Here is a 26991-nt window from a genome sequence, read left to right on the forward strand (position 1 = left end):
CCGCGCGCGGCAAGCGCGATTCGATGGGCCCCTGAAACGGCGCGGGCCGCTTGCGCGGCCCGTCCGGTCTGCCCTGGCGCGTGCGCCCGGTTACTTGAGCGCCTTGTAGCGCAGGCGATGCGGCTTCGCGCCTTCCTCGCCGAGGCGGCGCTTCTTGTCTTCCTCGTACTCGCGGTAGTTGCCCTGGTAGAACTCCACGTGCGAGTCGCCTTCGAAGGCGATGATGTGCGTGGCGATGCGGTCCAGGAACCAGCGGTCATGCGAGATGACCAGGGCGCAGCCCGGGAACTCGAGCAGGGCATCCTCGAGCGCGCGCAGCGTTTCGATGTCGAGGTCGTTGGACGGCTCGTCGAGCAGCAGCACGTTGCCGCCCTGCAGCAGGGTCTTGGCCATGTGCAGGCGGCCGCGCTCACCGCCGGACAGCGTGCCGACGAGCTTCTGCTGGTCGCTGCCCTTGAAGTTGAAGCGGCCGATGTAGGCGCGCGACTGGATCTCGACCTTGCCGATCGTGATGATGTCGCTGCCGCCGGACACGGCCTGCCAGACGTTCTTGTCGGCTTCCAGCGAGTCGCGGCTCTGGTCGACGTAGGCGATCTTCACCGTGTGGCCGATGTTGACCTCGCCCTTGTCCGGCTTTTCCTGGCCCGTGATCATGCGGAACAGGGTGGATTTGCCGGCGCCGTTCGGGCCGATGATGCCGACGATGGCGCCCGGCGGGATGGTGATGTTGAGGTCGTCGATCAGCAGGCGGTCGCCGAAGCTCTTCGAGACGTTCTTGAACTCGATCACCTTGTCGCCCAGGCGCTCGCCCGGCGGGATGAAGATCTCGTTGGTCTCGTTGCGCTTCTGGTACTCGACCGACTGCAGGTCTTCCAGGCGCTGCAGGCGGGCCTTGCCCTTGCTGCGGCCGCCCTTGGCGTTCTGGCGCGACCACTCGAGCTCCTTCTGCAGGGCTTTCTGGCGGCCCTTCTCGGCCGACTCTTCCTGCTTCAGGCGCTCGGTCTTCTGGGTCAGCCACTCGCTGTAGTTGCCCTTCCACGGGATGCCGCGGCCGCGGTCGAGCTCGAGGATCCACTCGGCGGCGTTGTCGAGGAAGTAGCGGTCGTGGGTGACGGCCACCACGGTGCCCGGGAAGCGGGTGAGGAACTGCTCGAGCCACTCGACCGACTCGGCGTCGAGGTGGTTGGTGGGTTCGTCGAGCAGCAGCATGTCGGGCTTGGACAGCAGCAGGCGGCAGAGCGCGACGCGGCGCTTCTCACCGCCCGACAGCTGGCCGCATACCGCGTCCCAGGGCGGCAGGCGCAGGGCGTCGGCGGCGATTTCCAGCTGCAGCTCCAGGGTGGCGGCGTCGCCGGTGGCCAGGATGGCCTCCAGGCGCTGCTGCTCGGCGGCGAGCTTGTCGAAGTCGGCGTCTTCCTCGGCGTAGGCGGCGTAGACCTTGTCCAGCAGCTCCTGCGCGTGCAGCAGGTCGCCCACGCCTTCCTCGACGGCCTGGCGCACGGTGTGCTCGGGGTTCAGGCGCGGCTCCTGCTCGAGGTAGCCGACCTTGATGCCGGGCTGCGGGCGGGCCTCGCCGGTGAAATCGGTGTCCACGCCGGCCATGATCCGCAGCACGGTGGACTTGCCGGCGCCGTTGAGGCCCAGCAGGCCGATCTTCGCGCCCGGGTAGAACGACAGCGAGATGTCCTTGATGATCTGGCGCTTCGGCGGCACCGTCTTGCTGACGCCGATCATGGTGTAGATGTACTGCGACATGGCTCGCTCTCTCTGGCACAGGCCGCGGCGGCGCGGGGCGCGCCGGCCGGGCAGGGGTGGGGCGCGCGGGGAGCCGCGCAGCCGGTCCGGGGGTTCGGAGGACCCGCAAGTATAAACGCCGCGGCTAAAAGCCGTACCGGGTTCATTTTCATCCTCGGTGAGACTGCGGCCGGCCCGGCCTGTCTCACCGAGGATGAAAATGAACCCGGTACGGCTTTTTTTGCGGCAAGTGCCTGCCGGGGCTACAATTTCGGGACCCCGCCGCCTGGAACGCCCCGAATGTTTGCCAAGGATATGCAGATCGCTGGTTATGACGACGCCCTGGCCAAGGCCATCGCCCAGGAGCTCCAGCGGCAGGAGGACCATGTCGAGCTGATCGCCTCCGAGAACTACGCCAGCCCGCGCGTGCTCGAGGCCCAGGGCAGCGTGCTGACCAACAAGTACGCCGAGGGTTACCCGGGCAAGCGCTATTACGGCGGCTGCGAGTACGTGGACATCGCCGAGAAGCTCGCGATCGAGCGCGTGAAGCAGCTGTTCGGCGCCGACTACGCCAACGTCCAGCCGCACTCCGGCTCCTCGGCCAACATCGCCGTCTACATGGCCCTGCTGCAGCCGGGCGACACCGTGCTCGGCATGAGCCTGGCCCACGGCGGCCACCTCACCCACGGCGCCAAGGTCAACTTCTCCGGCAAGAGCTACCACGCCGTGCAATACGGCGTGGACGAGAACGGCCTGATCGACTACGACGAAGTGCAGCGCCTCGCCACCGAGCACAAGCCGAAGATGGTCGTGGCCGGCTTCAGCGCGTATTCGCAGGTCGTCGACTGGGCGCGCATGGCTGACATCGCGAAGTCCGTCGGCGCCTACTTCTTCGTCGACATGGCCCACGTCGCCGGCCTCGTCGCCGCCGGCCTGTACCCGAACCCGGTGCCGCATGCCGACGTCGTCACCTCCACCACCCACAAGACCCTGCGCGGCCCGCGCGGCGGCATCATCCTGGCCAAGGCCAACGAAGAGCTGGAGAAGAAGTTCCAGTCGCTCGTGTTCCCCGGTACCCAGGGCGGCCCGCTGATGCACGTGATCGCGGCCAAGGCCGTGGCCTTCAAGGAAGCGCTGGAGCCGGGCTTCAAGGACTACCAGGCGCAGGTGGTCAGGAACGCGCAGGCGATGGCGAAGACGATCATGGGACGTGGCTATAAGGTCGTCTCCGGCGGCACGCAGAATCACCTCATGCTGATCGACCTGATCGGCCGCGACGTCAGCGGCAAGGACGCCGAGGCCGCGCTGGGCGCCGCCCACATCACCGTGAACAAGAACTCGGTGCCGAACGACCCGCGCTCGCCCTTCGTCACCTCGGGCCTGCGCATCGGCACCCCGGCGGTGACCACGCGCGGCTACAAGGAAGCGGAGTGCGTGGCGCTGGCGAACTGGATCTGCGACGTGCTCGATGCGCCCGCCGACCAGGCCGTCATCGCCCGCGTGCGCGAGGCCGTCACCGCCCAGTGCCGCGCCCTCCCGGTGTACGGCTGACCGGATGCACTGCCCCTTCTGCCAGCACGAAGACACCCGCGTGATCGACTCGCGCGTGTCCGAGGACGGGTCCACCATCCGGCGCCGGCGCGAGTGCGAGCAGTGCAACGAGCGTTTCAACACCTTCGAAGTGGCCGAGCTGAAGCTGCCGGCCATCGTCAAGAGCGACGGCCGCCGCGAGGCCTTCGACGAGCGCAAGCTGCGCACCAGCTTCGACCGCGCGCTGCAGAAGCGCCCGGTCTCGGCCGAGCAGATCGATGGCGCCGTGCGCAACGTCGTGCACGCGCTTCGCCTCACCGGCGAGCGCGAGCTGCCCTCGCTGCGCGTCGGCGAGTTCGTGATGGCCGAACTCAAGCAGCTCGACCAGGTGGCCTACGTCCGCTTCGCCTCGGTGTACCGGAAGTTCGAGGACGTGCAGGCCTTCCGCGAGGAAATCGAGCGCCTCGAGCGCGACCTGCCTGGCCTCGAGGGCCTGCAGCTGCCCCTGCTGGACGCGGTGGTGGGCAAGGCCAAGCGTTGACGGCCGTGGCCATCCGCTTCCTCGCCGACGTGCCCGGCCACGCCGACACGCTCGCCGGGTGGCACCACGCGCAGTGGTCGCATCTCTACGAACGCTGGACGCTGGAGCAGACGCGCGACGAGCTGCGCGACCACGCCACCCGCCGCGCGCGGCCGACCACGCTGGTGGCGATTGATGGCGACGCCCTGCTGGGTTCGGTGAGCCTGGTCGACGAAGACGCGCCCGAGCTGCGCGACCAGGGCGATGCCTGGCTGGCCAGCCTCTACGTCGTGCCCGAGGCCCGCGGCACCGGGCTGGGCAAGCAGCTGGTGCAGGCGCTGGTGGGTTTCGCGGCGGGGCAGGGCGTCGCGCGCCTCTGGCTGTTCACGCCCGAACACGCCGGTTTCTACGAACGCCTCGGCTGGCGCCCGCAGGGCCAGGCGATGCTGCGCGGCACCCGCGTGCAATTGATGGATATCCTTCCCGAATGACCGAATTCTCCGCCCGCGACCACGCCCACATGGCCCGCGCCCTGCAGCTGGCCGAACGCGCCGCGTTTACCACGCAGCCCAACCCGATGGTCGGCTGCGTCATCGCCGATGGCGACGTGGTGCTGGGCGAGGGCTGGCACGTGCGCGCCGGCGAGCCGCACGCCGAAGTGCATGCGCTGCGCGCCGCCGCCGGCCGCGCCCGCGGCGCCACCGCCTACGTCACGCTCGAGCCCTGCGCCCACCACGGCCGCACGCCGCCCTGCGCCGATGCGCTGGTGGCGGCGGGCGTCACCCGCGTCGTCGCCGCCTGCCGCGATCCCTACCACCAGGTATCCGGCCAGGGCTTCGCCAAGCTGCAGGCCGCGGGCATCACCGTCGAATACGGGCTGATGGAAGCTGCCGCGCGCCACCTCAACCGCGGCTTCTTCTCGCGCATGGAGCGCGGCCGGCCCTGGGTACGCGTGAAGCTGGGCATGAGCCTGGACGGCCGCACCGCACTGGCCAGCGGCGAATCGAAGTGGATCACCTCCGAGGCCGCGCGCGCCGACGTGATGCGCTGGCGCGCCCGTGCCGGCGCGATCATGACCGGCATCGCCACCGTGCTGGCCGATGACCCGCGGCTGACCGTGCGCCTGCCCGGGGGCGAGGACTTCGTGCCGCCGCTGCGCGTGGTGCTGGACGAGCGCGGCCGGCTGCCGGCGCTGTCGCAGGTGCTCACCGACGGGCTCGCGCCGACGCTGGTGGTGCATGGCGAGGACGTGGTGCCCGACTACGACGACGAGGTGCGCGCCTTCGCGGTGCGTCGCGTCGACGGCGGCCTCGATCTGTCGGCCGTGCTGTCCCAGCTGGCCCAGCGCGGCGTCAACGAACTGCAGGTCGAGGCCGGCGCCACGCTCAGCGGCGCCCTGCTGAAGGCCGGGCTGGTCGACGAGCTGCTGCTGTACGTTGCGCCGGTGCTGCTGGGCGAACGCGCCCGCCCCCTGTTCGCCGGCATCGACCCGGCGACGATGGCCGAGCGCATCGGCCTGAAGCTGGTCGAGACCCGCCAGGTAGGCCCCGACCTCCGCCTCCTGCTGGCGCCCTGAAGAACGGAGTCAGGTTCACTTCCTGTTCGCGGGAAGTGAACCCGACCCCGTTTTCCGATGGCCGCAACCCAGCGTTCCCGCCCCGGCCACCGCTGCTGACGCGGTTTTCGCCCCCGGGGCTTACAATGACGGCCCTTTTCCCGGGTTTCTCGGCATGTTCACTGGCTTGATCCAATCCGTCGGCCGCCTGATGGCGCGCGAGGTCCGCGGCGGCGACCAGCGCCTGCGCATCGGCTGGGGCGGCATGCCGTCCGGTGACATCGAACTGGGCGAGTCCATCGCCGTCAGCGGCTGCTGCCTCACGGTCGTCGAATGGGACGCCGAAGGCTGGTTCGCCGACGTGTCGAACGAGACGCTGGCGCTGACCACGCTGGGCGCGCTGCCGGTGGGTGCCGCGGTGAACCTCGAGCGTTCGCTGCTGCCCACCGATCGCCTCGGCGGCCACCTGGTCTCCGGCCACGTGGATGCCATCGGCACCGTCGAGAAAGTCTGGGACGACGGCCGCAGCCAGCGCTGGCGCTTCGCCGCGCCGAAGTCCGTGCTGCGCTACGTCGCCAACAAGGGCTCGATCGCGGTGGACGGCACCAGCCTCACCGTCAACGCCGTCGACGACGCCGGCTTCGAGGTGAACCTGGTGCCGCACACCGTCGCCCACACCGCCTTCGGCGAAACCGCCGTCGGCGCCGCCGTCAACCTCGAGGTCGATACCGTGGCCCGCTACGTCGAGCGCCTGCTGGCGACTCGCGAGGAATCGAAATGAGCTTCGCCACCGTCCCCGAACTGCTCGAGGAAATCCGCCAGGGCCGCATGGTCGTGATCGTCGACGACGAGGACCGCGAGAACGAAGGCGACCTGATCATGGCCGCCGAGCTGGTGAAGCCGTCCGACATCAACTTCATGGTCACGCACGCGCGCGGCCTGGTCTGCCTGTCGCTGACGCGCGAGCGCTGCCGCCAGCTGGACCTGGGCCCGATGGTGCGCGACAACAACTCGCCGTACCACACCAATTTCACCGTCAGCATCGAGGCCGCGGAGGGCGTCACCACCGGCATCAGCGCCTACGACCGCGCGCACACCATCCGCACCGCGGTGCGGCCCGACGCGAAGGCCGAGCACCTGACCCAGCCCGGCCACATCTTCCCGCTGATGGCCCAGCCCGGCGGCGTGCTCACGCGCAGCGGCCACACCGAGGCGGCCAGCGACCTGTCGCTGCTGGCGGGCCTGGAGCCGGCCGGCGTGCTGGTCGAAATCCTGAATCCCGATGGCTCGATGGCGCGCCGCCCCGAGCTCGAGGCGTTCGCGAAGGAGCACGGCCTGAAGATCGGCTCGATCGAGGAGCTGATCCGGTATCGCCTGGAAACCGAGCACACCGTCGAGCGCGTCGACGAGCGCGCCATCGAGACCGCGCACGGTCCGTTCAGGCTGGTGACCTACCGCGACCGCGTCACGCACGACCTGCATTTCGCGCTGGTGCACGGCCAGCCAACGGCCGCGACGCCGACCCTGGTGCGCGTGCACGTCAAGAATCCGCTGTCGGACGTGCTGCAGTGGCGCCGCGCCGATTTCGGCGTCAGCGTCAACGATGCGCTCGCCGCCGTGGCGAAGGCGGGCGAGGGCGTGGTGGTGGTGCTGGCCGAGCCGGTGTCGCCCGCCGACCTGCTGGCGCGCATCACCGAAGCCGACACCGTCGAAACGCCGAAGACCCGCGAATGGCGCCGCAACGGCGCCGGTGCGCAGATCCTGGCCGACCTCGGCCTGGGCAAGCTGCGCGTGCTGGGCACGCCGCGGCGGCAGGTGGGCCTGGCCGGCTACGGCCTCGAAGTCGTCGAGTTCGTCGCGCCCTGATCGCCGCGCGCCCGGGCCCGCTCGCGTCGCCGCGATGACGGCCCGCGATGGCTGAGCCGCGGGCGCGGCCTTTCCCGACGCCGCGTCGGGTGGAATGCGTGCGCGGCTTCGTGCCGTCCCCGGCGAGACTCCTGGCCAACGACCGGGGGAACGCATGGAGCAGCGCCTGTTCCGAGAGGAAGTCCTGCAAGCACGGCAGTCCGGCGGACCCGGCGGCATCGTGCTCGCGCAGTCGGTTCCGCTGTGGCTGGTGACGGCGCTGGCCGCGGCCTGTGCCCTGGCCGTGGTCCTGTTCCTGGCGCTGGCGGACTACACGCGGCGCACGCGCGTGACCGGGCAACTCGTGCCCAGCCTGGGGCTGGCCACCGTCGTGGCGCCGGTGGGCGGCATCCTGTCGGACGTGCGCGTGGCGGAAGGCGAGGGCGTGGCTGCGGGCGACGTCCTGGCGGTGCTGGCGGCACCCCGCGCCACGCTCGCCGGCGGCGACACGTCGCGGGCGGTGCAGGCGACCCTGGCGCGACGCCAGCGCGGCATCGCACTTGGCCACGCCTCGCAGCGCGCCCTGCTGGTCGCGCAGCAGGACGGGCTGAGGGGGCAGAAGACCCTGCTCGACGCCGAGTCGGCGCAGCTGGCCGAGGGGCTGGCGACGCGGCGCGCGCAGCACCGTCTGGCGAACGAGACGCTGGCGCGTTTCCGGCAGCTGCGCGCCCGCCAGTTCGTCACCGAGCTGCAGGTCCAGCAGCAGGCGTCGGCCGCGCTGGAGCAGGCGGCGGCCCTGCAGTCGCTTGAGCGCGAGGCACTGGCGCTGCGCCGCCAGGTCGCGCGGATCGACCAGGAGCTGGCGGAAATCCCGATGCGGCTGGCCCAACTCGAGGCGACCGGCGCGCGCGATGACGCGGCGCTGTCCCAGGAAGCGCTGGAGGCGGAGGCCCGCGCGCAGTCGGTGCTCCATGCCCCGATCGACGGCGTGGTCACCGCGCGGCTGGGGCAGTCGGGTCAATCGGTGCAGGCGGGGCAGCCGGTGCTGAGCCTGATGCCGGCGGGCGGCGCACTGGAGGCGCACCTGCTCGTCCCCAGTCGCGCCGTCGGCTTCATCGCGCCCGGTGACGAAGTGCTGTTGCGTTACCAGGCCTTTCCGTACCAGAAGTTCGGCCACCACGCGGGCCGCGTGCTGCGCGTCTCGCGCAGCGCCCTCGGCGCCGCGGAGCTGGTGGCGCTGGGCGGCAGCGGCCAGGCCGCGGAGCCGGTCTATCGGGTCGTGGTGGCGCTGCCGCGGCCGACCGTGCGGGCCTGCGGCCGCGACGAGGCGCTGAAGCCGGGCATGCTGCTGGACGCCGACATCCTTGGCGAGCGGCGCGCGCTGTGGGAGTGGGTCCTCGCGCCGCTGTTCGCGCTCGATGGCCGCCTCGGACGCGGGGCGGCGCCGTGAGGCCGGTCCGGCAGTCGCAGGCGGCCGAGTGCGGCCTGGCTTGCCTGGCGATGATCGCGTGCCACCACGGCCACGGCACCGACCTGCGCGCGCTGCGGCAGCGCTTCCCGCTGTCGCTCAAGGGCGCGACGCTGGCGCGCCTGGTCGACATTGCGCAGGCGCTGGGCTTCCAGGCGCGCGCGCTGCGCCTCGAGCTGGGCGAACTGGGCCAACTGGGGCTGCCCTGCATCCTGCACTGGGACCTCAACCACTTCGTCGTGCTGGAAAAAGCGGGCAAGCGCCGCGTGCGCGTGTGCGACCCGGCCGCCGGCGCGCGCACCCTGGCCCTGGAGGAAGTCTCCCGCCACTTCACCGGCGTGGCGCTGGAGCTGGTGCCCGGCGCCGGCTTCGAGGCCCGCCCGCGGCCCGCGTCGGTGCCGCTGTCGGCGCTGGCCGGGCGCGTGCAGGGGTTGTGGCCGGCCCTGGCGCAGCTGTTGCTGCTGTCGGTGGCGCTGCAGGTGTTCGTGCTGCTGGCGCCGTTCTTCATGCAGTGGGTGGTCGACCAGGCGCTGGTCGCGGGCGACCGCGACCTGCTGGCCGTGCTGGGCCTGGGCTTCGGGCTGGCGCTGCTGCTGCAGGTGGCGATCGGGCTGGTGCGCGGCTGGGCGGTGGCCAGCCTGTCGAGCCGCGTGGGGCTGCAGTGGGCCGGCAACGTGTTCGCGCACGCGCTGCGCCTGCCGCTGGAGTACTTCGAGCGGCGCCATCTCGGCGACGTCGTGTCCCGCATGGGTTCGGTGCAGGCCATCCAGCGCACGCTGACCGCCGGATTCATCGAGGCGCTGGTGGATGGCCTGATGGCCGCGGCGACGCTCGCGATGATGCTGGTTTACAGCCCGGAACTGGCGCTAGTCACGATCGCCGCGATGCTGTTCTACCTGGCCCTGCGCGCCCTCTCGTACGTACCGCTGCGCAACGCCACCGAGCGGCAACTGGTGGCGGGAGCGCGGCAGCACTCGCACCTGCTCGAATCGCTGCGCGGCATGCAGAGCCTCAAGGTGGCCGGGCAGGAGGCCCATCGCCAGGCGCGGCAGACCGACCTGAGGGTGGACACGGTGAACCACGAGCTGCGCCTGGCCCGGCTGGGCCTGGGCTTCAGCACCGCCAGCCAGGCGATCTTCGGCCTCGAGCGCATCGCGGTGGTCTGGCTCGGGGCCCGGCTGGCGATGGACAGCGTGTTCTCGGTCGGCATGTTGATCGCCTACCTTGCCTACAAGGACCAGTTCGCGATGCGCGTGTCCGGACTGGTCGACCAGTGGATCGAGTTCCGCATGCTGCGCCTGCACGGCGAGCGGCTGTCGGACATCGTGCTGACCGCGCCCGAGCCGGGGCTGGCTGAAGCCTTCGAGGCCGCGCCGCCCGCCAATGCCCGGCTGGAGATCCAGGGCCTGGGATTCCGGTACGCGGAAGGCGAGCCGTGGGTGCTCCGCGATTGCCATTTCACGGTCGAGCCCGGGGAGTCGGTGGCGATCACCGGCGCCTCGGGCAGCGGCAAGACCACGCTGGTCAAGCTTTTGCTGGGCTTGCTGGCGCCCACCGAAGGCGGCGTCCGCGTCGGTGGCGTGGCGCTCGCACGCCTCGGGATGCGCAACTACCGGGCCATGGTGGGCGCGGTGATGCAGGAGGACCAACTGTTCGCCGGCTCGGTGGCGGAGAACATCGCCTTCGGCGACGACGCGGTCGACGCCGCCCGGGTCGAGGCCGCCGCGCGCCTGGCCGCGATCCACGACGAGATCGCGGCGATGCCCATGGGCTACCACAGCCTGGTCGGCGACCTGGGCACCACGCTTTCCGGCGGCCAGAAGCAGCGGGTGCTGCTGGCCCGCGCGCTGTACCGCAAGCCTCGGATCCTGTTCCTGGACGAAGCCACCAGCCACCTGGACGTCGATCGCGAGCAACGGGTGAACGCGGCCGTGCGGGGCATGAAGCTGACGCGCCTGATCATCGCCCACCGGCCCGAGACCATCGCGTCCGCGGACCGCGTGCTGGTCATGGAGGGCGGCCGGATCGTGCGGGAATTCCGGCCCCCGCGACCCTCGCCGGGCGCGGCGAAGGCGGTGCCGCCGCTGCCGCCCGCGGTGGCCGAGGCCTGAACCGCCCCGGCGGCCGGGACCGCCCCGCGCCCCGGCACCCCGGCCCGCGGGGTAAACTAGCCTCCTTTTCCCGGCAACCACCCCTCGATGAGCCACTACGAAGGCGACGTCCAGAGCCCCGGCGCGGCCCGCTACGCCATCCTCGCCAGCCGCTGGAACCCGCGCATCACCGATGCCCTGGTCGACGGCGCGCGCAAGGCCTTCGCCGCCAACGGCGTGCCCGAGGCCAGCGTGGACGTGATCCGCGTGCCTGGCGCCTGGGAGCTGCCGGTCGCCGCCGCCAATGCCATCGACCGCCTGGGCTACGCCGGCATTGTCGCGCTTGGCTGCGTGGTGCGCGGCGACACCCGCCACTTCGAGCAGGTCTCCGACGAGTGCGCCCGCGGCCTGATGCGCGTCGCGCTCGACACCGGCGTGCCGGTGGCCAACGGCGTGCTGGCGGTGGACGACTACGCGCATGCCGAGGCCCGCGCCGGCGGCAACCACGGCAACAAGGGCGAGGAAGCCGCCCTGGTCATCATCGAGATGGCGAACCTGATCGGAAAACTCGCATGAAGCACTCCCGCCCCGACGGCGTCGACCCGCACGCGCGCTCGCGCGCCCGCCGCCGCGCGCTGCAGGCGATCTACGCCTGGCAGATGTCGCACACCGCCATCAACAAGGTCATCGACCAGTTCCAGAACGAGCAGGACATGGAAGTGGCCGACACCGAGTACTTCGAGGACCTGGTGCGCGGCGTCGAGGCCAACCTCGGCACGCTCGACCAGGCCCTGTCCGCCTACCTCGACCGCGACATCGCCCAGGTCGATCCGATCGAGCGCGCGGTGCTGCGCATCGCCGCCTACGAGCTGCGCCACCGCATCGACGTGCCGTATCGCGTGGTGATCAACGAAGCCATCGAGACCACCAAGCGCTTCGGCTCCGAGCACGGCCACACCTTCGTCAACGGCGTGCTCGACCATGCCGCCGCCGCCTGGCGCCCGGCCGAGGCGCAGGCCCCGCGTCGCGGCTGATGCCGGGCGAATTCGACCTTATCGACCGCATCCGCGCCCGCGCGGGGCGTCGCCCCGACGTGGTGCTGGGCATCGGCGACGACGCCGCGGTGCTGCGGGTGCCGCCCGGGCACGACCTGGTGGTGACCAGCGACACCCTGGTGGCCGGCGTGCATTTCCCCGCCGAAACCAGCGCCGCCGACCTCGGCTGGAAAGCGCTGGCGGTGAACCTGAGCGACCTCGCCGCGATGGCCGCAACGCCGGCCTGGTGCACGCTGGCGCTGACGCTGCCGGACGCCGACGCCGGCTTCGTCGATGCCTTCCTCGATGGCTTCCTTGAACTGGCCGACGAACTTGGCGTCAGCCTGGTCGGTGGCGACACCACCGGCGGCCCGCTCTCGATCACCGTCACCGCGCACGGCCTGGTGCCTGCCGGCGAAGCGCTGCGCCGCGACGGCGCGCGCGCCGGCGACGAAGTCTGGGTCACCGGCACGCTCGGCGACGCGGCCGGCGCGCTGGCGCAGTGGCGCGCGGGCGGGCCGTTCTCGGCCAAGCTGCGGTATCGCCTCGACCGGCCGACGCCGCGCGTCGCGGCCGGGCAGGCGCTGCGCGGCCTGGCCACCGCCGGCATCGACCTCAGCGACGGCCTCGCCGCCGACCTCGGCCACGTGCTGCGCGCCAGCGGCGTCGGCGCGCGCATCGACCTGGGCCGGCTGCCGACCTCGCGCACGCTGGCCGATCATTTCGACGAAGCGCGGCGCTGGCCGCTGCAGCTTTCCGGTGGCGATGACTACGAGCTGTGCTTCACCGCGCCGGCCTCGGCGGCCTTCGCGATCGAGCAGGCGCTGGCGGCGTGCGGCGTGTCCGCCACCGTGGTGGGCCAGGTGCAGGCGGGCGCGGGCCTCGCGTTCATGACGCCGGAGGGCGAGGATTACGCGCCGGCGCAGGCCGGCTTCCAGCATTTCCAGGGAGTGCACTGATGGCCGTGCTGCCCGTGGGCACCCGTCGCCGGCTGATGAAGCATCCGCTGGGCTGGGTCGCCGCCGGCTTCGGCGCCGGCTTCGCGCCGCGGGCGCCGGGCACGGTCGGCAGCCTCGCGGCGCTGCTGCCCTGGTGGTTCTTCCTGCGCGACCTGTCGCTGCCGGTGTATCTCGCGGTGCTCGCGGTCGGCTTCGGCGTCGGCGTGTGGGCCTCGCACTGGGCCATCCGCGAGACGAAGATCGAAGATCCCTCGCTGGTGGTGTGGGATGAGTACGTCGGCATGTGGATCGCGCTGCTGATGCTGCCCGCGGGCTGGCCGTGGGTGCTGGCGGCCTTCGTGCTGTTCCGCGCCTTCGACATCGCCAAGCCCTGGCCCGTGGGCTGGGCCGACCGCAAGCTGCATGGCGGCTTCGGCGCCATGCTCGACGACGCGCTGGCCGGGCTGTGGGCGCTGGGCCTGCTGCAGCTGGCTGCCTTCCTCCTTCGCTGACGACGCGCGCAGGAAAACTCCCACCCCTTGGAGGTGCCGCGGCTGATGCCGGGGCGCGGCCTGTCGTGGGACAACGTGGCCTTCTTCCTTCCGGCTGATAAGGCAATGCGGACCTCGCGTCGGTGCAGTCCACGCAAGCAAGTGGCAGGCCAGTACCCGCGGGCCCGGCATCGGACCACGCCGCGGCGGGTCGTTGGCGGGCATCCGCGGCGCGTCGCCTCGGGTGTGATGGGGTCGCCTGCAGCACGCAGGCTTGACTGGAGTCACCCATGAACACGATGTCCCTTTCGCAGATGCAGCAGGTCGGCGGTGGCAACACCGGCACCCTGCTCAAGGTGGCGGCTTTCCTGTGGAGCCACCGCGAGACCCTGTCCAACATCGCGTCCGAAGCCGCCATCGAGATGGCCGACCTCGACGCCGAATGCGGCAAGCCCTGAGGAGAACGCCATGAACACACTCGATCTGCATCAGTGCGCGATGGTGGCCGGCGGTGAAGGCGGCAGCGTCGAAGGCGCGGCCGGCAGCGCCATCGGCAAGGCCCTGCACGGCCTGGGCTCGAAGGAAGGCGCGATCGGCGGCCTGATCTCGCCGGTCGGCGCGATCATCGGCGCGATCATCCACTTCAACAACAACCACTGACCTGGCCCGCGGTCCGGCGGCCCGCCACGGGGTCGCCGGATCCGGCCGGCGTCGCCAATGGAGGACGACATGGAAAGAACGCACCGGATCTCGCGCCGCCAGGCGCTGTGGGTGGGCGGCCTCGCGGCCCTGCTGGCGATCGGCTGGTTCGGCCGGGATTCGCTCTGGCGGGTCGCGCAGGCGGCCTCGTCGGAAATGACGCGCCTGGCAGCGGAGTGTCGCCAGCCCTGATGGGCCCGGGACTTCCTTCGCATCGCGGGTCCGCGGTACGCGCATCGCGCGGCGGACCCAGCGCATGCCGCCCATGGCGAGCGTGCCGAGCGTGCCGAGCGTGCCGAGCGTGCCGAGCGTGCCGAGCGTGCCGAGCGTGCCGAGCGCGCCGCGTCAGGCGGGCGGCAGCACCTTGCCGGGATTCAGGATGCCGTCCGGGTCGAACTGCGACTTGATCGCTCGCATCATCGCCACGGTGGGCGGCGTCAGCGAACGCACCAGCAGGTCGCGCTTCACCAGGCCAATGCCGTGCTCGCCCGACACCTGGCCGCCCAGCGCGATCACGGCGTCGAACACCGCTTCCAGCGCGGCCCCGGCACGCGCGGTTTGGGCGTCGTCGGCGGGGTCGTAGAGGATGTTCACGTGCAGGTTGCCGTTGCCGGCGTGGCCGAAGCTGACGATGGCCAGCTGCTGTTCGGCGGCGGCGCGGCGCACGGCGGCCACCAGGTCCGGGATGCGCGACACCGGCACCACCACGTCCTCGTTGATCTTGCCCGGTGCCAGCGTGCGCAGGGCAGGGGACAGCGCCTTGCGCGCGGCCCACAGCTTCTCGCGCGCAGCCTCGTCGGGCGCGCTGGCCACGCCCAGGCAGCCGGGCCCGGCGGCGGCGGCCGACAGCGCGGCCACGGCGGCATCCAGCACGGCGTCGTCGCCGTCGGCCTCGATCATGAGCAGTGCGCCGGCCGGCGGCAGCTCGGCGCCGCCGACCTCGCGCGCCAGACGCACGCAGTCGCCGTCCATGAACTCGAGCATCGAGGGCGTCACCGGCTGCGCCATCAGGCGCGCGACCGCGGCGGCGGCGCTTTCCACGTCCGCGTAGAGCGCCCGCAGCGCGCGCCGGCGCGGCGCGACCGGCGTCAGCCTCAGCGTGGCCTCGACGACCAGCGCCAGCGTGCCCTCGGAGCCGATCAGCAGCCGCGACAGGTCGTAGCCACTGGCGCCCTTGGTGGTGCCGGCGCCGAAGCGCACGAGCTCGCCGGTGCCGGTCACGGCGACCAGGGCCAGCACGTTGTCGCGGGTCGCGCCGTACTTCACCGCGCGCGGCCCGCCGGCATTGCAGGCCAGGTTGCCGCCGATGCTGCAGAAGCCGGCGCTGGTCGGGTCCGGTGGCCAGAACAATCCGTGCGGCGCCAGCGCGGCCTGCAGGTCGCCGTTGAGCAGCCCCGGCTCGACCACCGCCACGCGATCCCCGGGGCGGATGTCGAGCACGCGGTTCATGCGCTCGAACGAAACCACCAGCGCATCCTCGCCCGGCACGCTCGCGCCGGTGGTGTTGGTGCCGCGCCCGCGCGCCACGATCGGCATCCGCGCCTCGCGGCAGAGCCGCACGATCGCCTGCACCTGCTGCGCGCTGGTCGGCAGCGCCACCGCCAGCGGCAGCCCCTGGCGGCGGGAGTTGTCGTAGCCGTAGGCCAGGCGCTCGGCGGCATCCAGCAGCAGGCCGTCCGGGCCCAGCAGTTGGCGCAGGGCGTCGGCGGTGTCTGGGGCGAGTTCGCGCGGCATGGGTCGATTCTAGCCCGGCGGGCGCGCCGATCCGCGGCGGCTAGACGTCGTCCAGCGTGAAGGCGCCGCGCTGCCAATCCAGGGCGAGCGCGTCGGGCCCGTCATCGGCCGACACCACGTCGAGCCGGCAAGGCCGCGCCGCCAGCGCCGGCCGCGCCGCCAGCCAGGCGAGGGCCGCGCGCACCATGCGTTGCCGCTTGCGCCGATCGACCGAATCGAAGCCGTCGCCGTAGCGGCCATTCCGCCGCAGGCGCACTTCGACGAACACGATGGTTTCGCCGTCGCGCATCACCAGGTCGAGTTCGCCAACCTTGAAGCGGGCGTTCCGGGCCAGCAGCTGCAGGCCGGCGGCTTCGAGGTGGCGCAGGGCCGCGGCTTCCGCCGCGGCGCCGAGGGCTTGCCGGTCAGGGCGCGCCGGCATCGGGCAGCAGCGCGCCGTCCAGCGCAGGCCGCGAACGGCCGCCGCTGAACACCGCCCACGCCGGGCGGCGCTGCACCAGGCCGAAGCCATCGACCTGCAGCTCGCCGGTGGCGCCGCGCAGCTGCGCGGCCGGATCACGCGCGAGCATGTCGGCGTAAGCCGCGAGCTTCCAGGCATCCAGGCCGAAGGCGAACAGGCGCGCGCCGCCGCCCTGCGCGGTCGGCAGCGTGCGGCCCAGCGCCTCCGCGTCGGGCAGGCCGCCGCGCAGGCCGAGCAGCCAGGGCAGCTCGGGGTATTCGATGCCGTCGAGCTCCACGTCCATGCGCAGGTTGGCGCCGGAGAGGATCAGCGAGGTGGCGACGCGCGCCACGCCCATCATCCCGGCCGAATCCATCTGGCTGGCGAGCAGCCGCGCCTGCGCCGCGCGCAGCGGCTGGAACACGCCGTCGGGTCGGCCGCCCGCCAGCGCCTGCTGCAGCGCCGGCACGTAGTCGGGGTTGGCATCGCTGACGACCACTTCGGCGATCACCTCGCCGCCGCCGGCGCGCAGCCGCTCGCGGAAGCTCGCCAGCGCACGGTTCGCGCTTTCATCGGCCTGCGTGACCACCAGGATGCGGCGCATGCCGCGGTCCAGCAGGCGCTCCGCGGCGGCCACGCCCTCGTCTTCCGGCGCGAGCGCGAAGGTGGTGCTGCCCGGCGGCGGCGCGATGCTGCCGCGGTTGAGTGCGACCACCGGCAGTTCGAGCTCCGGCAGCGAGAACAGCGCGTCGACCTGGTCGCGGCCCAGCGGCCCGACGATCATCTGCGCGCCGTCGGCCTGCGCCTGCACCAGCGCACCGCGCACGCCTTCGGTGCCCGCGGTGTCGTAGAAACGGAGCTCCGGACGCCGGCGGTTCTCGCCGTAATAGCCAGCCAGCAGGCCATCGCGCACGCTCTGGCCGGCGGCCGCGAGCGGACCGCTGAGCGGCAGCAGCGCGGCGAGGCGCTCCGGCGGACGGTAGCCGTCGCGTTCGGCCGGCGGCAGCGCTTCCATGCCGGGGGCCGAGGCGCTGCGGTCGTAGGGCCGCGGCAGCGGCAGGCCGCGCCGGGTCAGCGCGCGCCCGGCGTAGAGGTACAGCGGATGCCCGACCGGCAGCGCCGCGCTGCCGGCGGCGAGGGCGTCGTCGGGCAGGGCGCGCAGCAGTTCGTCGATGCGGCGCAGGTTGTCGATGCGTGCCGCGCGATCCAGCGACTCATTCATCCAGGCCCGCTCGCCGGCGGCCTCGAAGCTGCGCCCGGCGGCCTCGAGCGAAGCCGCGCGCGCGGCATGCCAGCGCGCCCGCAGCGGCGACGGCACCGACTCGCGCGACTGCGCCAGCCGGGCCAGCGCCGGTGCGTGGCGGCCGGCGGCGACGTCGAGTTCGGACGCCAGCAGGTCGTGCAGGAAGGCGTCGCGGCCCTCGAGCCGGCGACGGTTGGACTGCGCCAGCGACTGCGCCGCGGCGCCCGGGTCGCCCGCCAGCCAGTACTGGTCGGCGGCGCGCAGCCAGCTGCGCTCGCGGGCACTGCCGCGCGCGGCGCCAGCTTCGGCGGCGTAGGCGCGGGCGGCCTCGAGGTGTCGACCCTCTTCGGCCAGGCGCGCCGCGGGGGTGGCGGCGGCGGGTTCGCCCACCGGCGCGGCGGGCGTGACGGCCACGCTGGCGCAGCCGGAAACCAGGGCAAGGGCCAACAGCAGGAGAGCGGATCGCAGCATGGTCGGGGGTCCAGTGGATGAAGCCGCTAAGATGATACCCCGGTGCACAAGGAGGGCGCGGTCATGGCAACGACCCGGGCGGGGACGCTTTACGTGGTGGCGACGCCGATCGGCAACCTGGGCGACCTGGGCGCGCGGGCGCGCGAAGTGCTGTCCTCGGTGGATGCGATCTGCGCCGAGGACACCCGCCACACGCGGCAGATGCTGGTGGCGCTGGGCATCGAGCGCCCGCTGCTGGCGCTGCACGAGCACAACGAAGGCGAAATCGCCTGGAAACTGGTGGAGCGCCTGCGCGCGGGCGACCGCCTGGCGCTGGTGTCCGACGCCGGCACGCCGCTGGTCAGCGATCCCGGCTATCGCCTGGTGCGCGAGGTGCGTGCCGCAGGCCTCGCGGTCAGCCCGATCCCCGGCGCCTGCGCCGCGATCGCGGCATTGTCGGTAGCCGGCATCCCCAGCGACCGCTTCTGTTTCGAAGGTTTCCTGCCGGCCAAGGCCTCGGCGCGACGCGAGCGCCTGGCCGCGCTGGCGAGGGAAACGCGCACCCTCGTGTTCTACGAAAGCTCACACCGCATCGAGGAAAGCCTCGCAGACCTGGTCGCGGCGTTTGGCGCCGATCGCGAAGCCGTCCTCGCACGCGAACTGACGAAATTGTTCGAAACGGTGCTGGGCGACACGCTGGAAGGCATCGCCGCGAAGGTCGCGGCCGACGACAACCAGCGCAAGGGCGAATTCGTGCTCGTCGTCCGCGGCTGCGAGGACGACACCGCCGCCCGCTTGCTCGAGGGCCAGCGCCTGTACGCCAAACTCGCCGAGCACCTCAAACCCTCGGTCGCCGCCAAACTCGCCGCCGACCTCAGCGGCGCCCCCCGCAAATCCCTGTACGGCGGGGGTGAGGGCTAGAAGCGCTTGGCCACGGATGAACACGGAAAAAGGCACAGCCACGGATAAACACGGATAAAGCATTTGGAAGTGGTTCTCGGCAGCACAGGCCGCTTTGCTCGATTGGAACGAGCCACAGCCATTCGCCGCGAACCACTCCCGCTTCGCTCTATCTGTGTTTATCCGTGGCTGTGCCTTTTTCCGTGTTCATCCGTGGCCAATCTTCTTCCCCCAGCCCGCCCGGAAGCATGAGAGAATCCGCGGTGGCGGAGTCGGCCGAGGCAGTCGCGTCGCAGCAATGCGCCGAGGAAAGTCCGGGCTCCACAGAGCAGGGTGCCAGGTAACGCCTGGGCGGCGTGAGCCGACGGAAAGTGCAACAGAAAACAAACCGCCGAACGGCCCGCAAGGGTGCGTGGTAAGGGCGAAACGGTGGGGTAAGAGCCCACCGCCCGGGGGGACAACGCCCCGGGGCACGGCAAACCCCACCCGGAGCAAGACCAAATAGGGGTGCTATGGCATGGCTCGTGCCGCACCCGGGTTGGTTGCTTGAGGCCTGCGGCGACGCAGGTCCCAGAGGAATGACTGTCCACGACAGAACCCGGCTTAATGGCCGGCTCCGCCACTTCCTCCCCCGTTCCACCCCCGTTTGCGCAGATCCCCCGGGCCCGGCCCCCGGGGCGGGCGGTCGTGGCTCCCGCCGGGCCTGGCCGGCGGTTTTGTATAGCGGCTCACAGGTTTGGATCAAATCCATGTGAAACAACACTTGCCCAATGGTTCTTAAACAAGACTCTCAAGTTTCGCGCAAAGTCTTGATCCGCCTAGCGAATTTCCCCTGTTTTTGTCCTTGACAGCCCCCGGGGGCAGGACTAACGTGGGCTTCTGAGGGAAATCCGGGTTTTTAGTGGGTTTCGGTGGATAAGGGCTGATCCGAACTGATGTTCCAGGGCGAAACCGCAATCACGATCGACGACAAGGGCCGTCTGGCGATTCCCACCGCCTACCGGGACCTCGTCGCGCGCGCCTGCGCCAATCGCCTGGTCGTCACCTACAACCCCTACGAAGCCGGCTGCCTGTGGCTGTACCCGGAAGCGGCCTGGGAAAAGGTCCGCGACCAGGTCAACGCCCTGCCCAACGCCAAGCGCGTGCACCGCAACCTGCAGCTGAAGCTGGTCGGCGCCGCCACCGTGGTCGAGCCCGACGGCAGCGGCCGCGTGCTGCTGCCGGCCAGCCACCGCAACGCGGCGGGCATCGAGAAGAAAGCGGTGCTGCTCGGCATGGGCGGCAAGTTCGAATTGTGGAGCGAGCAGGCGCACCTCGCGCAGATCCGTCAAACCATCGGGGAAGACGAGATCAGCGAGGACATGCTCGACCTCAGGCTGTGACGGACATGGCCGGGATGCGGGAAGGCACGCAGCCCAGCCATCTCCCGGTGATGTTCGGGCAGGCCCTGGACGGGCTGCGTGTGCTCAGGGATGGCAGGTATCTGGATGGCACGTTCGGGCGTGGTGGCCACGCACGCGGCGTGCTCGACCGGCTGGGGCCGGATGGACGGCTGTTGGTGATGGACAAGGACCCGGAAGCGATCGCCACCGCCCACGCGCTTGCCAGCGCGGACGCGCGCGTCCGCGTGCGCCGCGGCTCCTTCGCCGGCCTGGCCCACTGGGATGAAACCGCCGGCGGCCTCGACGGCGTGTTCATGGATCTCGGCGTGTCCTCGCCGCAGCTCGACGTCGCCGAGCGCGGCTTCAGTTTTTCCAAGGACGGCCCGCTGGACATGCGCATGGACCCGGAGTCGGGCGAGAGCGCCGCGAACTGGCTGGCCCGCGCCGACGAGCGCGAGATCGCCGACGTGCTCTGGACCTACGGCGAGGAAAAGCTCAGCCGCAAGATCGCCCGCACCATCGTTGCCCGCCGCGACGAGGCCCCGCTGCTGCGTACCGCCCAGCTGGCCGAGCTGATCGCCTCGGTGGTCGGCCGCGGCGACAGCAAGATCCATCCCGCCACCCGCAGCTTCCAGGCCATCCGCATCTTCATCAACCGCGAGCTCGAGGACCTCGAGCGCGGGCTGGACGCGGCGCTCGAGCGCCTCAAGCCCGGCGGCCGCCTGGTCGTGATCAGCTTCCACTCGCTGGAAGACCGCATCGTCAAGCAGTTCATCGCCCGCCACGCCAAGGCGCCCCCGGGCAACCGCCGCATGCCGGTCGAGCAGGACTTCACGCCGGTGCTGCGCGACGTCAGCGGCGCCCTGCGCGCCGAATCGGATGAAACCGCCACCAACCCGCGCGCCCGCAGCGCCGTGATGCGCGTGGCCGAGAAGCTGCCGGCCGCGGGGGCGAGCGCATGAGCCCGCGCCTGTTCGCCCTGCTGCTGATGGTGGTCGCAGTGCTCTCGAGCGCGGTCGCGGTGGTGTACTCGCGCCACCTGCACCGCCAGGCCTACATCGCGCTGTCCACGCTCGAGCACGAGCGCGACGAGCTCAACATCGAGTTCGGCCGCCTGCAGCTTGAGCAGGCCACCTGGTCCGAGGCCAACCGCATCGAGCAGGTCGCCGGCACCCGCATCGGCATGAAGTACCCGACCGAGGCCGACATCGTGGTGCTGCAGCCATGAAGCTCCAGCGCAGCAGCTACAGCCTGCGCCACCGCCTGGTGGCGGTCGGCGTCGTGATGGGCCTGTTCGGCGCGGTGCTGGTGGCGCGCGCGGCGCACCTGCAGCTGATCAACCCCGAGTTCTACCAGCAGCAGGGCGACGCCCGCTTCCTGCGCGAAGTGCCGATCCCGACCTCCCGCGGCATGATCACCGATCGTAACGGCGAACCGCTGGCGGTGTCGTCGCCGGTCGAGTCGGTGTGGGTGAACCCGCAGGAGCTGCTGCAGCATCCCGACCGCCTGCCCGAGCTGGCCGATGCGCTCGGCATCCCGCGCGAAGTGCTGCTGCAGCGCGTGACCCAGCGCGCGCACAAGGAATTCCTGTACCTGCGCCGGCACATGAACCCGGACCTGGCCGCCGAAGTCACCGACCTCGGCATCCCGGGCGTGTATTCGCAGCGCGAGTTCCGTCGCTTCTACCCGCACGGCGAGGTGATGGCGCACGTGCTGGGCTTCACCAACATCGACGACCACGGCCAGGAAGGCCTGGAGCTGGCCTTCGAGGACTGGCTGACCGGCACCGAGGGCGCCCAGCAGGTGATCCGCGACCGCCGCGGCCGCGTGGTTGAGAACGTGGACCTGATCAAGGCCGCCGAACCCGGCCGCGACCTGATGCTGTCGATCGACCGCCGCATCCAGTACCTCGCCTACCGCGAGCTGAAGGCGGCGCTGATCGAGCATGGCGCCAGCGCCGGCTCGATCGTGGTGCTGGACGTGCCGACCGGCGAGATCCTCGCCATGGTCAACCAGCCCTCGTACAACCCGAACGCGCGCGAATCCGCCACCACCGACGCCCAGCGCAACCGCGCCGTCACCGACGTGGTCGAGCCGGGCTCGGTGATGAAGACGCTGACCTTCGCGGCGGCGCTCGAGAGCGGCAAGTTCACCCCGGAAACCCCGATCGAAACCGCGCCGGGCTACATGACCCTGGCCGGCGGCCACCAGATCCGCGACTTCCGCAACTACGGCACGCTGACCCTCACCGGCGTGCTGACCAAGAGCTCGAACCTCGGCGCCACCCTGGTGGCCCAGCAGCTGAGCAACGAGCACCAGTTCGACATCTACCACCGCTTCGGCCTCGGCCAGGTCACCGGCAGCGGCTTCCCGGGCGAATCCTCGGGCGTGCTGCGCGGGCCGAACGTCTGGGGCCCGGCCGAGAAGGCGACCATCAGCTACGGCTACGGCCTGTCGGTGACGCCGCTGCAGCTGGCGCGCGCCTACGCCGCGATCGGCAACGGCGGCCGCATCAACGAAGCCACCTTCGTGAAGGGCGCCAACGCGTCCAGCCAGCAGGTGGTCGACCCGGCCATCGCCGCGCAGCTGATGCAGATGATGGAAACCGTGACCGGCCCGGAAGGCACGGCGCGTCGCGCCGCGGTGCTGGGCTACCGCGTTGCCGGCAAGACCGGCACCTCGCGCAAGGCCAGCGCCGGCGGCTATGCCGCCGAGCGCTACGTGGCGGTGTTCGTCGGCCTGGTGCCGGCCAGCAAGCCGCGCTTCGCCATGGCCGTGGTGCTCCACGACCCGCAGGGCGACGAGTACGGCGGCGGCGCGGTGTCGGCGCCGATCTTCCACAACGTGATGGACGGCGCGCTGCGCCTGATGGATGTGCCGCCGGACAACATCGAGCAGTGGTTCGCCGAGCAGGCGCGCAAGACCGCGCCGCGCGCCGCGGTCGCGGCCGCGCCGGTCCAGGCGCCGGCCGCGCTGCCGGTCGGCGGCGATGACGCGGGGGCGCTGCGATGAGCCGCGCCATGCCGCTGCACGAGCTGCTGCAGGGCGAGCCGGCGCTGCCGGCGTCGTTCAATCCGGTGCTGCGCGGCCTCACCGCCGACAGCCGCGCGCTGCGCGCGGGTGACGCCTTCATCGCCCTGGCCGGTGCCACCACCCACGGCCTGCGCCACGCCGGCCAGGCGCGCGCGGCCGGGGCCAGCGTGATCCTGTTCGAACCGCCGGCGCCCGCGGGCGAGGCGGCCGGCGACGACGCCGTGGCCGTGCCCGGCCTTCGCGCGCGCCAGGGCGAACTGGCCGACCGCTTCTACGGCGCACCCTCGCGCGCGCTGGCCGTGGCCGGCGTCACCGGCACCAACGGCAAGACCTCGACCGTGCAGCTGCTCGCGCAGGCGCTGACGCTCGGCGGCGGCGTCGCCGGCAGCATCGGCACGCTCGGCGCGGGCCTGCATGGCCAGCTGGTCGCCGGCGAGCGCACCACGCCCGACGTGATCGCCGTGCACCGCCTGCTGGCCGAGATGCGCGACGCCGGCGCCACCCACGTGGCGATGGAAGTCTCGTCGCATGCGCTGGAGCAGGGGCGGGTGGATGCGGTCGCGTTCCGCATCGCCGTGTTCACCAACCTCACCCGCGACCACCTCGATTTCCACGGCAGCATGGAAGCCTACGGCGCCGCCAAGGCGCGCCTGTTCGACTGGCCGACCCTGCAGGCGGTGGTGGTGAATCTCGACGATGCCTTCGGCCCCGGCCTGCTGGCGCGCGCGCCCGCCGCGGCCCGCCGCATCGGCCTGAGCTCGCGCGGCCAGGCCGGCGCCACGCTGCGCGCGGAAAACGTGGCGCTGGCGCCGGAAGGCCTGCGCTTCGACCTGGTGGAAGGCGAAGCGCGCCTGCCCGTGGCCTCGGCGCTGCTGGGTCGCTTCAACGTCGACAACCTGCTGGCCGTGGCCGGCGCGCTGCGTGCGCTCGACTGGCCGCTGGCCGCGGTCGCCGCGATGCTGCCGCGGCTGGCGCCGGTGGACGGCCGCATGAGCCGCGTCGGCGGCCGCGACGGCCAGCCGCTGGTGGTGGTGGACTACGCGCACACGCCCGACGCGCTGGAGCAGGCGCTGGCCAGCCTGCGCGCGCACACGCCCGGCCGCCTGACCTGCGTGTTCGGCTGCGGCGGCGAGCGCGACGCCGGCAAGCGCCCGCAGATGGCGGCCATCGCCGAAGCCGGCGCCGACCGCGTGATCGTCACCGACGACAACCCGCGCCGCGAGGACGGCGACGCCATCGTCGCGCAGGTGCTCGCCGGCTTCCGCGACCGCGCCGGCGTGCAGGTCGAACGCGACCGCGCCCGCGCCATCGCCGCGGCCCTGGCCGGCGCCGGTGCCGGCGACGTGGTGCTGGTGGCGGGCAAGGGCCACGAGCCTTACCAGGAAGTGCAGGGCGTCAAGCATCCGTTCGACGACCTCAAGGTCGCGCGCGCCGCGCTGGAGGCCCGCGCATGAGGCCGGTCCTGCTGTCGCAGGTCGCGCGCTGGGTCGAGGGCCGGCACCTGGGCGCCGACGTCGAAGTGACGTCGGTCGGCACCGACACCCGCACGCTGGCGCCGGGCGGCCTGTTCGTCGCGCTGCGCGGCGAGCGCCACGACGGCCACGACCACGTGCAGCAGGCGCTCGAGCGCGGCGCCGCGGCGCTGCTGGTCCAGCGCGAAGTCGACTGCCCGCTGCCGCAGGTGCTGTGCGCCGACACCCAGGACGCGCTCGGCGAACTCGCCGCCGGCGTGCAGCAGGGCCGCCCCGCCGTGGTGGTCGCCATCACCGGCAGCAACGGCAAGACTTCGGTCAAGACCCTGGTGCTGGCCATCCTGGCGCGCGCCGGCAAGGCATTCGCCAACCCGGGCAACTTCAACAACGAGATCGGCCTGCCGCTGGCCGTGCTGCAGGCGCCGGAAGACGCCCGCTTCGCCATCTACGAGATGGGCGCCGGCCAGCCGGGCGACATCGCCTACCTGGCTTCGATCGCGCCGCCGCAGGTGTCGCTGGTGAACAACATCATGCCGGCCCACCTCGAGCGCATGGGCAGCCTGCTGGGCATCGCCGAGACCAAGGGCGCGATCTACGAGGCGCTGCCCGACGACGGCATCGCCGTGGTGAACGCCGACGACGCCTTCGCGCCCTTCTTCATGCAGCGCATCGGCGCGCGCCGGGTGCTGCGCTTCGGCCTCGAGAACGACGCCGACGTGCGCGCCTCCGCGCTGTCCGGCGATGCCGAGGGCAGCCGCTTCCGCCTGCACACGCCCGCCGGCGACGTGGACGTTTCGCTGCCGCTGGCCGGCCGCCACAACGTGATGAACGCGCTGGCCGCCGCCGCACTGGCGCTGGGCGCGGGCGCGTCGCTCGAGGACATCGCCGCCGGCCTCGCGGGCGCCGCACCGGTGCCGGGCCGGCAGATCCCGCATCGCCTCGCCAGCGGCGCCGTGCTGGTGGACGACAGCTACAACGCCAACCCGGGCTCGGTGGCCGCGGCCATCGCCGCGCTGGCGGGCGCGGGCGGCGAGGCCTGGCTGGTGCTGGGCGACATGAAGGAGCTGGGCGAGGGCGCCGAGCTGCTGCACGCCGACATCGGCGCGCAGGCGCGCCGCGCCGGCATTGCCCGGCTGTGGACGGTCGGCGAACTCAGCGCCCACGCCAGCCGAGCGTTCGGCGACGGCGCACGCCATTTCGCCGACCAGGCCGCGCTGGTCGCGGCGCTGTCGCCCGCGCTGCGCGCGGCCGGTGCCGGCCTGCGCTGCGTGGTGAAGGGGTCGCGCTCGAGCGCGATGGACAAGGTAATGGCCGCGCTGCTGGCCGCCGACCGGCAGGGAGACGCCGACCATGCTGCTTGAACTCGCCCGCTGGCTGCACGAGATGGGCTGGATGCCGCCCCTGTTCGGCTACATCACCTTCCGCGGCATCCTCGGCGCCCTGACCGCGCTGCTGCTGTCGCTGTGGCTCGGCCCGCACGTGATCGCGCGCCTGGCCCAGCTCAAGGGCGGCCAGCCGATCCGCACCGACGGCCCGCAGAGCCACTTCTCCAAGGCCGGCACGCCGACCATGGGCGGCACGCTGATCCTGCTCACGGTCTCGCTGTCCACGCTGATGTGGGCGGACCTGCGCAACAAGTACGTGTGGGTGCTGCTGGCGGTGATGCTGGCCTTCGGCGCCATCGGCTGGCTCGACGACTGGATCAAGATCGTCAGGCGCGACCCCAATGGCCTGAAGTCGCGCCACAAGTACGCGCTGCAGTCGATCTTCGGCCTGGCCGCGGCGCTGTACCTGTACTACACCGCCGACAACGCCAACGCGACCACGCTGTTCCTGCCGCTGCTCAAGGACTTCGCGATCCCGCTGGGCGCGATGTTCGTGGTGATCGCCTACTTCTGGATCGTCGGCTTCTCGAACGCGGTGAACCTCACCGACGGCCTCGACGGCCTCGCCATCATGCCGACCGTGCTGGTCGCGGCGGCGCTGGGCATCTTCGCGTACGCCTCGGGCAACGCGGTGTTCTCGCAGTACCTGCAGATTCCGGCCATCCCGGGCGCGGGCGAGATCACCATCGTCTGCGCGGCGATCGCCGGCGCGGGCCTCGGCTTCCTGTGGTTCAACACCTATCCGGCGATGGTGTTCATGGGCGACATCGGCGCGCTGGCGCTGGGCGCGGTGCTGGGCACGATCGCCGTGATCGTGCGCCAGGAAGCGATCCTGGTGCTGATGGGCGGCATCTTCGTGGTCGAGACGCTGTCGGTGATGATCCAGGTCGCCAGCTTCAAGCTCACCGGCAAGCGCGTGTTCCGGATGGCGCCGATCCACCACCACTTCGAGCTCAAGGGCTGGCCGGAGCCGCGCGTGATCGTGCGCTTCTGGATCATCTCGGTGATGCTCGTCCTCGTCGGTCTCGCGACCCTGAAGGTGCGCTGAG

Annotated in this window: 27 protein-coding genes and 1 other RNA gene; 24 read left to right on the forward strand and 4 right to left on the reverse strand. The window is 71.8% G+C overall.

Features of this window, described 5'->3' with window-relative positions; all coding sequences use genetic code 11:
* Positions 1-90 precede the first annotated feature (90 nt).
* Positions 91-1755 (reverse strand): energy-dependent translational throttle protein EttA, encoded by a 1665-nt coding sequence (ettA, locus tag N787_RS03275; RefSeq protein ID WP_034210781.1) that lies wholly within the window; start codon positions 1753-1755, stop codon positions 91-93.
* Positions 1756-2034: 279 nt separating this feature from the next.
* On the opposite strand from ettA, the gene glyA reads away from it, so the two are divergent.
* From glyA to N787_RS14865, 15 genes are all read left to right on the forward strand, one after another.
* Positions 2035-3285, forward strand: a complete 1251-nt coding sequence (gene glyA / locus N787_RS03280) for a serine hydroxymethyltransferase (protein ID WP_034210782.1) — start codon at positions 2035-2037, stop codon at positions 3283-3285.
* A 4-nt stretch (positions 3286-3289) separates the two neighbouring features.
* The gene (gene nrdR, locus N787_RS03285; protein ID WP_034210783.1) at positions 3290-3805 is read left to right on the forward strand and encodes a transcriptional regulator NrdR; all 516 of its coding nucleotides are present in this window, start codon (positions 3290-3292) and stop codon (positions 3803-3805) included.
* Between the two features lie 5 nt (positions 3806-3810).
* A complete protein-coding gene (locus N787_RS03290; RefSeq protein WP_052575087.1) occupies positions 3811-4275 on the forward strand; it encodes a GNAT family N-acetyltransferase in 465 nt (154 codons plus the stop codon).
* On the forward strand, positions 4272-5360 hold the full coding sequence (gene ribD, locus N787_RS03295) for a bifunctional diaminohydroxyphosphoribosylaminopyrimidine deaminase/5-amino-6-(5-phosphoribosylamino)uracil reductase RibD (protein WP_034210784.1): 1089 nt from the start codon (positions 4272-4274) through the stop codon (positions 5358-5360). Before N787_RS03290 ends, ribD begins: the two co-directional genes overlap by 4 nt.
* 154 nt (positions 5361-5514) lie before the next feature.
* Positions 5515-6120: a riboflavin synthase gene (locus N787_RS03300; RefSeq protein WP_034210786.1), complete on the forward strand. Its 606-nt coding sequence runs from the start codon at positions 5515-5517 to the stop codon at positions 6118-6120.
* Positions 6117-7205: a bifunctional 3,4-dihydroxy-2-butanone-4-phosphate synthase/GTP cyclohydrolase II gene (locus N787_RS03305; RefSeq protein ID WP_034210788.1), complete on the forward strand. Its 1089-nt coding sequence runs from the start codon at positions 6117-6119 to the stop codon at positions 7203-7205. Before N787_RS03300 ends, N787_RS03305 begins: the two co-directional genes overlap by 4 nt.
* A gap of 154 nt (positions 7206-7359) precedes the next feature.
* On the forward strand, positions 7360-8634 hold the full coding sequence (locus tag N787_RS03310) for a beta-barrel domain-containing protein (RefSeq protein ID WP_034210790.1): 1275 nt from the start codon (positions 7360-7362) through the stop codon (positions 8632-8634).
* Positions 8631-10763, forward strand: a complete 2133-nt coding sequence (locus N787_RS03315) for a peptidase domain-containing ABC transporter (RefSeq protein ID WP_052575088.1) — start codon at positions 8631-8633, stop codon at positions 10761-10763. The genes N787_RS03310 and N787_RS03315 overlap by 4 nt, the downstream gene beginning before the upstream one ends.
* Positions 10764-10850: 87 nt before the next feature.
* Complete coding sequence (gene ribH / locus N787_RS03320) at positions 10851-11318, forward strand: 6,7-dimethyl-8-ribityllumazine synthase (RefSeq protein WP_034210792.1); 468 nt, start codon at positions 10851-10853, stop codon at positions 11316-11318.
* Positions 11315-11776, forward strand: a complete 462-nt coding sequence (gene nusB / locus N787_RS03325) for a transcription antitermination factor NusB (protein ID WP_034210794.1) — start codon at positions 11315-11317, stop codon at positions 11774-11776. The genes ribH and nusB overlap by 4 nt, the downstream gene beginning before the upstream one ends.
* A complete protein-coding gene (thiL, locus tag N787_RS03330) occupies positions 11776-12735 on the forward strand; it encodes a thiamine-phosphate kinase (RefSeq protein WP_034210796.1) in 960 nt (319 codons plus the stop codon). The genes nusB and thiL overlap by 1 nt, the downstream gene beginning before the upstream one ends.
* Positions 12735-13226 carry a phosphatidylglycerophosphatase A family protein gene (locus N787_RS03335; RefSeq protein ID WP_034210797.1) on the forward strand — a complete coding sequence of 164 codons (492 nt, stop codon included), beginning with the start codon at positions 12735-12737 and terminating at the stop codon, positions 13224-13226. The genes thiL and N787_RS03335 overlap by 1 nt, the downstream gene beginning before the upstream one ends.
* A 269-nt stretch (positions 13227-13495) precedes the next feature.
* Positions 13496-13663 carry a hypothetical protein gene (locus tag N787_RS14855; RefSeq protein WP_156968886.1) on the forward strand — a complete coding sequence of 56 codons (168 nt, stop codon included), beginning with the start codon at positions 13496-13498 and terminating at the stop codon, positions 13661-13663.
* 10 nt (positions 13664-13673) lie between these two features.
* On the forward strand, positions 13674-13865 hold the full coding sequence (locus N787_RS14860; protein WP_156968887.1) for a hypothetical protein: 192 nt from the start codon (positions 13674-13676) through the stop codon (positions 13863-13865).
* A gap of 69 nt (positions 13866-13934) precedes the next feature.
* The gene (locus N787_RS14865) at positions 13935-14096 is read left to right on the forward strand and encodes a hypothetical protein (RefSeq protein ID WP_156968888.1); all 162 of its coding nucleotides are present in this window, start codon (positions 13935-13937) and stop codon (positions 14094-14096) included.
* Between the two features lie 153 nt (positions 14097-14249).
* Here the strand turns inward: N787_RS14865 and N787_RS03340 are convergent, their stop codons facing one another.
* The 3 genes from N787_RS03340 to N787_RS03350 are packed head-to-tail and all read right to left on the reverse strand — an operon-like array spanning position 14250 to position 17791.
* Positions 14250-15638: an FAD-binding oxidoreductase gene (locus N787_RS03340; RefSeq protein ID WP_034210798.1), complete on the reverse strand. Its 1389-nt coding sequence runs from the start codon at positions 15636-15638 to the stop codon at positions 14250-14252.
* 40 nt (positions 15639-15678) lie between these two features.
* Positions 15679-16059 (reverse strand): YraN family protein, encoded by a 381-nt coding sequence (locus N787_RS03345; protein ID WP_034210801.1) that lies wholly within the window; start codon positions 16057-16059, stop codon positions 15679-15681.
* Positions 16043-17791, reverse strand: a complete 1749-nt coding sequence (locus tag N787_RS03350) for a penicillin-binding protein activator (RefSeq protein ID WP_034210802.1) — start codon at positions 17789-17791, stop codon at positions 16043-16045. Before N787_RS03350 ends, N787_RS03345 begins: the two co-directional genes overlap by 17 nt.
* Positions 17792-17854: 63 nt before the next feature.
* Here N787_RS03350 and rsmI point away from each other — a divergent pair, with 63 nt between their 5' ends.
* From rsmI to mraY, 9 genes are all read left to right on the forward strand, one after another.
* Complete coding sequence (gene rsmI, locus N787_RS03355; protein ID WP_034210896.1) at positions 17855-18691, forward strand: 16S rRNA (cytidine(1402)-2'-O)-methyltransferase; 837 nt, start codon at positions 17855-17857, stop codon at positions 18689-18691.
* A gap of 247 nt (positions 18692-18938) precedes the next feature.
* Positions 18939-19292, forward strand: an RNA gene (rnpB, locus tag N787_RS14220) — RNase P RNA component class A.
* A gap of 313 nt (positions 19293-19605) precedes the next feature.
* Positions 19606-20052, forward strand: a complete 447-nt coding sequence (mraZ, locus tag N787_RS03360; RefSeq protein ID WP_034210803.1) for a division/cell wall cluster transcriptional repressor MraZ — start codon at positions 19606-19608, stop codon at positions 20050-20052.
* A 14-nt stretch (positions 20053-20066) separates the two neighbouring features.
* The gene (gene rsmH, locus N787_RS03365) at positions 20067-21014 is read left to right on the forward strand and encodes a 16S rRNA (cytosine(1402)-N(4))-methyltransferase RsmH (protein ID WP_425387842.1); all 948 of its coding nucleotides are present in this window, start codon (positions 20067-20069) and stop codon (positions 21012-21014) included.
* Positions 21011-21280: a cell division protein FtsL gene (gene ftsL, locus N787_RS03370; RefSeq protein WP_034210806.1), complete on the forward strand. Its 270-nt coding sequence runs from the start codon at positions 21011-21013 to the stop codon at positions 21278-21280. Before rsmH ends, ftsL begins: the two co-directional genes overlap by 4 nt.
* Positions 21277-23064, forward strand: coding sequence for a peptidoglycan D,D-transpeptidase FtsI family protein (locus tag N787_RS03375; protein ID WP_052575089.1), 1788 nt, complete (start codon positions 21277-21279; stop codon positions 23062-23064). Before ftsL ends, N787_RS03375 begins: the two co-directional genes overlap by 4 nt.
* Positions 23061-24539: a UDP-N-acetylmuramoyl-L-alanyl-D-glutamate--2,6-diaminopimelate ligase gene (locus N787_RS03380; RefSeq protein ID WP_034210807.1), complete on the forward strand. Its 1479-nt coding sequence runs from the start codon at positions 23061-23063 to the stop codon at positions 24537-24539. The genes N787_RS03375 and N787_RS03380 overlap by 4 nt, the downstream gene beginning before the upstream one ends.
* Positions 24536-25918, forward strand: a complete 1383-nt coding sequence (locus tag N787_RS03385) for a UDP-N-acetylmuramoyl-tripeptide--D-alanyl-D-alanine ligase (protein ID WP_034210808.1) — start codon at positions 24536-24538, stop codon at positions 25916-25918. Before N787_RS03380 ends, N787_RS03385 begins: the two co-directional genes overlap by 4 nt.
* Positions 25908-26990 (forward strand): phospho-N-acetylmuramoyl-pentapeptide-transferase, encoded by a 1083-nt coding sequence (gene mraY, locus N787_RS03390; protein ID WP_034210810.1) that lies wholly within the window; start codon positions 25908-25910, stop codon positions 26988-26990. Before N787_RS03385 ends, mraY begins: the two co-directional genes overlap by 11 nt.
* Position 26991: the final 1 nt, after the last annotated feature.

Source organism: Arenimonas metalli CF5-1, assembly GCF_000747155.1.
GTDB classification, from domain to species: domain Bacteria; phylum Pseudomonadota; class Gammaproteobacteria; order Xanthomonadales; family Xanthomonadaceae; genus Arenimonas; species Arenimonas metalli.